A 7583-nucleotide genomic window follows, 5' to 3' on the forward strand; every position below is an offset into this window, starting at 1 on the left:
TCAAGCCCGCCACCCAGTTTCAAATAGCCGCCATCTTCTTGCGGCAGGAAATTCGATATCGGGCGTTCAATGACACGGTAGCCATGGTCGGCCAGTTTCATGTCCGAAATGACCTTCGGCTGAAGCAGGCTGACGGTATAGCTTGCAACCGAGTTGCGGAAACCGGGGTGGAATTCTTCGGTGACGGCTGCACCGCCCACGACATCGCGGCGTTCGACGATACGGACCTTTAAACCAGCGCGCGCCAGATAAAAGGCGCAGACAAGGCCATTGTGGCCAGCGCCAATGATGAGTGCGTCATATTTTTGTGTCATTTTTTGCTCCAGCCCTGCGCAGGGCGTTGTTCAAGGCGCGCCTCGGGAATGATGTTTCGAATTTGGCGACAGAAGCTTTTAAGGCAAACTTCCGTGTCGGACAGCGGACCCATGGAAAAGCTTTGGCTTGCCATGCCTTGCTGCACGCGGGTGATGAGGACCGTGTCCTCGGCATTTACTTGCCGGTTAATCCGCCAATTGAGATAGCGCGCAGCGCGCATTTCGCGGCGGTCATCGGGTAAGACATAGCTAATCTCACGGATCACACAGCTGGTGGGGCCAGTTGGCAGCCATTGCATGAAATCGACTTGATCGGGATAAATGTCGAAGGCGACCGACGGCCACAGTTTGAAATACAACCAGCGTTTCTGATTGGCGGCGGGCAGGTGCGGTACTGGCGGCAACAGATTCTGATAGCCGCGCTCTGACCAGTTGGCCGATGGCCGGTCAACAAGGTCGCCCCACATGCGGTCGACATGTGGCTCCGCCTCAATGCCGTAGCTTTTGCCGAACAGCCGCGTGAGGCCGGGATGTGCCACCGGAATGTGAAGGCCATCGGAATAATTGTCGCCGACATTTTTCCAGTTCACAGCGCGCGGTCGCATCGTGACCCGGCCAAGTGCCCTGAGTTCTTCAAAACGATAGGGTGCGACTTGGTCTTCATAAGGCGCCATCATGTCGGCAACCGAGGGGCCGCCGCTTTCCAGACGCACAAAAACAAAGCCACGCCAGATTTCCATGTCGACGGCGACAAGACCGGCTTTATCCTTGTCCAAAGTGGGGTAGGACGCGCTGTCCGGAACACCCGTTAATCGGCCATCAAGATCATAGGTCCAGGCATGATAAGGGCACACAAGTTTCTTGGCGCATCCGCCCGATCCATCGACCAAGCGGCTGCCACGGTGGCGGCAAACATTGGTAAAGGCACGCAACACCTGATCCGCGCCGCGCACGACGATGACGCTTTCGCCAATATAATCGAGGCTATGCCAGTCGCCAATGTTTGCGACATCGCTGACATGGCAAACAACTTGCCATGAGGGACGGAAAATCCGATCTACCTCAAGCGCTGCAAATTCAGGATCATCATAGGTCCATGCTGGCAGGCTCCAGCCGTCCAGATTGTCACGCTCTATGTGCAGGTCTGATTCGGACATCTTGCTCTCCTTATTATACGAGTGTATAACAACTGGATGAGCGCGCGACAAGCCTTCACCCGCGAAAGCGCAGATACCCGCCGGGACGCCTTAATCGCGGCCTGTACGCGCTGTCTGGGAACGTATGGAGCGCAGGGCGTATCGGTGCGTGCGATCTGCTTGGAAGCTGGCGTGTCACCGGGATTGCTGCGGCATTATTTCGATGGAATTGATGCGCTCATCGCGGAAACATATCGGACGACGGGGGCACGCGTTGCCGCAGCAATGCACGCGGCCGTTGTTATGGTTCCCGAAACGGACCCGCGTGGACGATTGTTGGGGTTTATCACCGCCAGTTTTCGTGAACCCATTGCCGACCCTGCTTTGCTCGCGACATGGCTCGCCTTTTGGAGCTTGTCGCGAACGTCGCCCATAATCGGACAAATTCATGACGAGCTGTACGCCGAAAACCGGCACGATATTGAACGGCTGATAGCCGCCTGTCCCAACGCGCCGAAGGATACACGGCTGGCCGCGGTGGCGTTGACGGCGTTGGTCGATGGCTTGTGGTTGGAACTGAGTTTGGGCAACGCGCCGTTCAGCGTTGCTGAAGCCGAGGCACTGGCCGAAAAGTGGGTGGATAGTTTCATTTGAAACAGTAAGGTCTTGGGATGACCGATACATCCCAAACTGATACCCCAATGACCTATGCGCGTTACCTCGCGCTCGACAGACTTCTCGATTGTCAGGATCCACAGTCCGATTTGGATGATGAGATGCTGTTCATCATCATTCACCAAACCAAAGAGCTGTGGCTCAAGCAAATCATCCGTGAGCTTCAACTGGCGCGATCGCAAATCCAGAACGATGCACTTGTGCCTGCCTATAAGGCGTTAGCGCGTGTCAGCCGTATTCAGGCGGTGATGACGCTCAGCTGGGACGTGTTGTCGACGATGACGCCGTCCGAGTATACACGATTTCGCCATGTCCTTGGGCCAAGCTCCGGCTTTCAATCGGACCAGTTTCGCACCGTGGAATATTTGCTTGGCCTCAAAGCGTCGGCTTTTCTGAAATATCAGGAGGACCGGCCAGATGCGCATGCGGCCATGACGGACGCGCTTATCAATCCAAGCATTTGGGATGATGCCATTGCCGCTTTGGCACGCGCGGGGTTCGACATACCGCACGTGTTGCTGGAACGCGATTGGAGCCAAGCACATGTGTTTTCGCCAGAGGTCGAAGCCGCGTTTCTCACGGTCTATCGCAACCCCGACACATATTGGGAATTGTACCAGCTGGCTGAAAAGCTTGTCGATCTGGACGATGCAATGGCGACGTGGCGGCACAAGCATGTCCTGACGGTGGAGCGTATCATTGGCGGTAAGACCGGAACTGGCGGGACGGCGGGTGTCAGCTATTTGAACAGCACCGTGTCCAAGCGCGCCTTTCCCGAACTATGGTCGCTGCGCACGCAACTGTGACCGCTTCATATATCATCAACGGGCATGAATCGGTTTCATGTCACACGGTTGCAACAGCAGCTGACTAGCGCGATACACACTATATTGAATCGGATTATCGGGGGAGTACGGGATGTCATTTTTTATCAATCGCCGCAATTTGTTGGCAACGGCTGGCTTTGGCATTGGTGGCTTATTGCTGCCGGGTGGAGCCGCTATGGCGCAGACGCTGCTTGGCCTTACCGGTTTTACGCACAATGTTGCCAGTGGTGAGCCTGGCCCGGATTCCGTGCTGTTGTGGACACGTTATGTAAACCCGACCGGCGGTCCATCCAAAGTCCGCGTCGAAATTTCCGAAAGCCAGGATTTCTTGAAAATTGCGGGCGGCGGCCAAATGGTGACAGGTCCATGGCGCGACCACACCGTAAAGATTACGGTCGACAATCTCGCGCCGGGCAAATGGCACTGGTTCCGCTTCATTGCCCCCGACGGCAGCATATCCCCCGTTGGCCGCACGAAGACGTTGCCCGTTGGCAAAACATCGAATTTCAACATCGCGATATTCTCATGCTCGAACTTGGGCTTTGGTGAATTCAACGCTTATGGCCATGCCGCGGCGCGCAAGGACATCGACCTTGTGCTGCACATGGGCGACTATATCTATGAATATGGACGCGGTGGTTATGATGGCGGCGCGAAATTCGCGGCGCGCATTTTCCCCGCTGACGAAATTCTGACTTTGGCCGATTATCGCTTGCGCTATTCCAGCTATCGTTCGGACAAGCAATTGCAGGCACTGCACGCCAATTTCCCGATGATCGTAAACACCGACGATCATGAAACAGCGAATGACGCTTGGGAAGGCGGCGCGCAGAACCATAGCGTAGACGAAGGTGACTGGAACGCGCGGCGTAACGCAGCGATGCAGGTCTGGCGCGAATGGCTGCCCGTTGGCGAACAGCCGTGGAAAGAATATTCAATAGGCGATCTTGCAACTTATTATCGTACGGACACACGGGCGGTCGCACGTTCGAAGCCATATTCCCACGGTGATCTGGCGCGCGCTGGAGATCCAGCAAAGGCATTTGCAGAATTTCGCGACGGGGCATGGCGCGATCCGTCCATGACTATGCTCGGGACCGAACAGGAAGCATGGCTTTCACGGTCAATGTTGGGCGACAAGTCGACATGGGCTTTGCTCGGAACCGGAACGAACATGGGCTATAGCTACACGCCGGAAAACGCCATGGATTGGGTCCCCCGCGTTGCGCCTGAACGCGCGATAAACTATGTGCGGCAGGGCATCGCTGCGGCGAAGGCGGGCCTGCCCTACAATCTCGACAATTGGGGCGGTTACCCCACTGCGCGTTCGCGCATTTTGTCAGCAGCGCAGCGCGCCGACGCAAACTTGGTTGTGATTACCGGTGATAGCCACAATGGCTGGGCATTCGACTTGCCCGAAGGCGGAAAGCCAGCGGGCGTTGAATTTGGCGGCCACAGCGTATCGTCGCCGGGCTTTGAAAGCGCAGTTCCGTTCACGGATCCGTCCGTCGTCGCGCGCAGCTTGCTTGACGCGAGTAAGCAGGAATTGCGTTGGGCAGACACATCCAACCGCGGTTACATGCACTTGGCGCTCACGCCGCAGGCTGCGACCAACGAATGGGTGTTCATGCAAACCGTGAAAGACATTTCACTCGCGACCAAGACGGGCCATAAAATGAAAGTCCGCCCAGGCCGCAAAGTTCTCGAACAGGCATAAGGCACCGTTTAACTGATCAGTTAAATCGCCTTGATTTTGTCCATCGCCTCGCGCCATAGAGGATGTAACGGCGCGAGGAGAGAATGACATGCAGATGCCTGGCTTAGGATATAGCGAAGAGCAGATTGAGTTGCTGGATGTGGCGACGACCTTTTGTCGCGACAAATCGCCCATCGATCGCGTCCGCAAGTTGATGGAAAGTGATCTTGGCTATGACGCGGACATCTGGGCTGAAATTGCGGCTTTGGGCTGGACGGCCATTGCCATTCCAGAAGCACATAATGGCGTCGGGCTGACCATGGCCGAAGTCGTGCCGGTGGTGGAACAAATGGGACGGCATTTGATGGCTTCGCCGTTCGTTGCATCCACTCTGGCTGCGCAGGCGCTCATCGCTGGTGGCACCGAAGCGCAGCGCGCGGAATGGCTGCCAAAGCTTGCCGAAGGGGCCATTGGTTCACTCGCGCTATCCGAAGCACATGGCGACTGGGATTTGTTGAACATCACCGCGACGGCCAAGGTTGATGGCGACAGCGTCGTTTTGTCGGGTGAAAAGCAGTTTGTGCTGTGGGCGCAAAGCGCGGATGTCATTGTCGCATCGGTCATGTTGGATGGAAAACCAGCGCTTGTTGCTTTGACCGCTGATGATGTCGCTGGCCGTCTGCGCCGCGAATCCATCATTGACGAAACCAAGCGCAGCTTTGCGGTGTCACTCGACGGTCTGTCGGTGTCCCGCACTGCATTGCTCGACGTCGCGCGCGCGGCGTCCACATTGGCGCATGTCGAGCAAGCCGCCAATCTGTTGCAGAGCGCCGAAATGTGCGGCGGCGCGCAGAGCGTGATCGATTACACCGTCAGCTATCTGCAGACGCGCAAGCAATTCGGCAAAATCATTGGCGAGTATCAGGCGCTCAAACATCCGACCGTTGACGCCTATGTCGACTATGAAAAAGCGCGGTCGCATTTGTACAGCGCCGCGAACAGTTTTAGCGATCAGGGGATGGGCGAAATCGCCGTGCGGATGGCGAAAGCCGCCGCAGATGGAACCTACAGCTTTGCTGCAGACCGCGCGATCCAGTTCCACGGTGGCTTTGGCTTCACCCATGATTGCGACGCCGGGTTACACCGCCGTGCCGCGATATTCCATGCCTCACAATATGGCGATGCGGCATGGCAACGCGCAAAGCTTGCGCCATTGTTGCTCGGGTAATCATGATGTGAAAATGGTCGGGGCAACCGCACAACATGTTGCCGCCGATCTCGATAAAGCCCCGTTCATATTGTGCCCTATGATATTTTGCTAACTATTGTAACCAAATGAGGTTACGGTTGAGAATAAGTATCTGTAATATAATCGTAAAATGATAAATAGTGGCAAAATGGTTATATTTGCTTTCGTAACGGTGGTGATATGCCGTGCAATTTTCTTTGCGAACCTCAAGGGCGCACAACCGAAGCGATAAGCGCGCGCCGCATCGATGCTTAGTTGGTAAGATTCGGTATTTTTCATCACCTTGGTGGATGGCTGGGAAAGCTCCACGAGGTTTATTTTGTCTGTGTCCGGTAAGAAAAATGGTCGAATATCAAGATGATGTAAACATCGACGACCAGGTCCGCACTTTCCAGGTTCCCATCCAGTTCACGCGAACGCAGCTGGAAAATATGCTTCTCGCCGTTCAGGCGGATGCGCATGATTCAACTATATTTGACGACGCTTCCCATACAGACGATGTTGCAACGACGCTGGCAGTGAAGAAAGCGGTCGACCTGATCGAAATTGCCAAGCGCCGCTCGCGGTTTGCTGCAGCTGCAAATCTGTTTGCTGACCCTGCTTGGTTCATTCTTTTGGACCTGTTTGTTCGGCAACATTCCGGTTTGGACACCGGCGTTTCCAGCGCTTGCCGCGCGTCATTTTCACCTGTCACAACAGCGCTGCGGCACATTGCAATTATGACCGAACGAAATATCATCGTGCGTCGCTTCGACCCGCGCGACCAGCGCCGCGTGTATCTGGAACTGACTGAGGAAACGAAACAGGAAATTCAGCGTATTTTGCTGACTGACGACGCTAACGACCTGGCAATCGCGTCTTAAGCGCAGTTTTCGGTTTCGCCACGGGCGACGCCCACCCCGATAATGTTAGATGGTATTTCGGCGCAGCTGCATTGCATGAGGCGCCGCTTGCTCGGTTATAGCAGCACGTTCAGAGCGCGTTCGTATTCCGCAGGAATCGACATTTGTTTGCAGAATCCGCCGCCACAGCCTATTACGCGCTCCGAAATTCATAAATTTTTATACAATCTGCGGTTAATTCGATGAAATCACTTAATGAGCTGGACAGCAAGACGTTGCATGAAATCATGCAGCCGTTGAACATCATAAGGTTATCTTGTGGTAATATTCGCGCAAGGATTTCAAATCGTCCAGGCGAGGATTCTGATTACCTCATTGAGAAAATGGTGCGTATTGAAGAACAGGTCGTGCGCGCTACGAAGCTTTTGCAGGATTTAAAAAGGCGCGATGAAAATGACGGCATGCCCCGGGACAGTTAAGGGGAAATCATTATGTATGGCATGATTCACCGGGCTGTCCGGCAGATGGTTTTTGATGAGTTGGGTGAAGACGCTTGGCTCGCTTTCGAACATAAGCTGGGTATCGGGCCAACCGAACTGCTCACTGGTATGGTGTATGACGACGCCCTGACCATCGCTATCATCTCGGAGGCGTCAGCGCGGTTGAACTTATCCGTTGATGCCTGCCTTTTCGAATTTGGGCGCTACTGGATTAAATATGCCGAGCGCGGTTCGCTCGCGTCGATCATGAATTTCACGGGTCAAGATTTGGCCAGCTTCATTGAAAATCTGGACAGATTACATCTTGCGGTGGGGGCAGCTATGCCCGGCGCGCGCTTGCCCTC

9 protein-coding genes are annotated in these 7583 nt (G+C 55.0%); 7 read left to right on the forward strand and 2 right to left on the reverse strand.

Features of this window, described 5'->3' with window-relative positions:
• Positions 1–314: FAD-dependent oxidoreductase (locus ACILQA_RS08345; RefSeq protein WP_395629284.1), on the reverse strand; the 314-nt coding region annotated here is incomplete at its 3' end.
• A complete protein-coding gene (locus tag ACILQA_RS08350; protein WP_395629285.1) occupies positions 311–1471 on the reverse strand; it encodes an aromatic ring-hydroxylating dioxygenase subunit alpha in 1161 nt (386 codons plus the stop codon). The genes ACILQA_RS08350 and ACILQA_RS08345, both read right to left, overlap by 4 nt.
• Before the next feature lie 36 nt (positions 1472–1507).
• Between ACILQA_RS08350 and ACILQA_RS08355 the strand changes: the two genes are divergently transcribed.
• The 7 genes from ACILQA_RS08355 to ACILQA_RS08385 all read left to right on the forward strand — a co-directional run.
• Positions 1508–2104: a TetR family transcriptional regulator C-terminal domain-containing protein gene (locus ACILQA_RS08355; protein ID WP_395629286.1), complete on the forward strand. Its 597-nt coding sequence runs from the start codon at positions 1508–1510 to the stop codon at positions 2102–2104.
• 17 nt (positions 2105–2121) lie between these two features.
• A complete protein-coding gene (locus ACILQA_RS08360; RefSeq protein ID WP_395629287.1) occupies positions 2122–2931 on the forward strand; it encodes a tryptophan 2,3-dioxygenase in 810 nt (269 codons plus the stop codon).
• Positions 2932–3043: 112 nt separating this feature from the next.
• Positions 3044–4669, forward strand: a complete 1626-nt coding sequence (locus ACILQA_RS08365) for an alkaline phosphatase D family protein (RefSeq protein WP_395629288.1) — start codon at positions 3044–3046, stop codon at positions 4667–4669.
• A gap of 88 nt (positions 4670–4757) precedes the next feature.
• A complete protein-coding gene (locus ACILQA_RS08370) occupies positions 4758–5876 on the forward strand; it encodes an acyl-CoA dehydrogenase family protein (protein ID WP_395629289.1) in 1119 nt (372 codons plus the stop codon).
• A 311-nt stretch (positions 5877–6187) separates the two neighbouring features.
• Complete coding sequence (locus ACILQA_RS08375; RefSeq protein WP_395629290.1) at positions 6188–6760, forward strand: hypothetical protein; 573 nt, start codon at positions 6188–6190, stop codon at positions 6758–6760.
• Between the two features lie 221 nt (positions 6761–6981).
• Positions 6982–7218: a hypothetical protein gene (locus ACILQA_RS08380; RefSeq protein WP_395629291.1), complete on the forward strand. Its 237-nt coding sequence runs from the start codon at positions 6982–6984 to the stop codon at positions 7216–7218.
• Between the two features lie 12 nt (positions 7219–7230).
• A partial coding sequence (locus ACILQA_RS08385) for a heme NO-binding domain-containing protein (protein WP_395629292.1) occupies positions 7231–7583 on the forward strand: 353 nt, incomplete at its 3' end.

The organism is Sphingorhabdus sp. (assembly GCF_044239005.1).
GTDB lineage: Bacteria > Pseudomonadota > Alphaproteobacteria > Sphingomonadales > Sphingomonadaceae > Sphingorhabdus_B.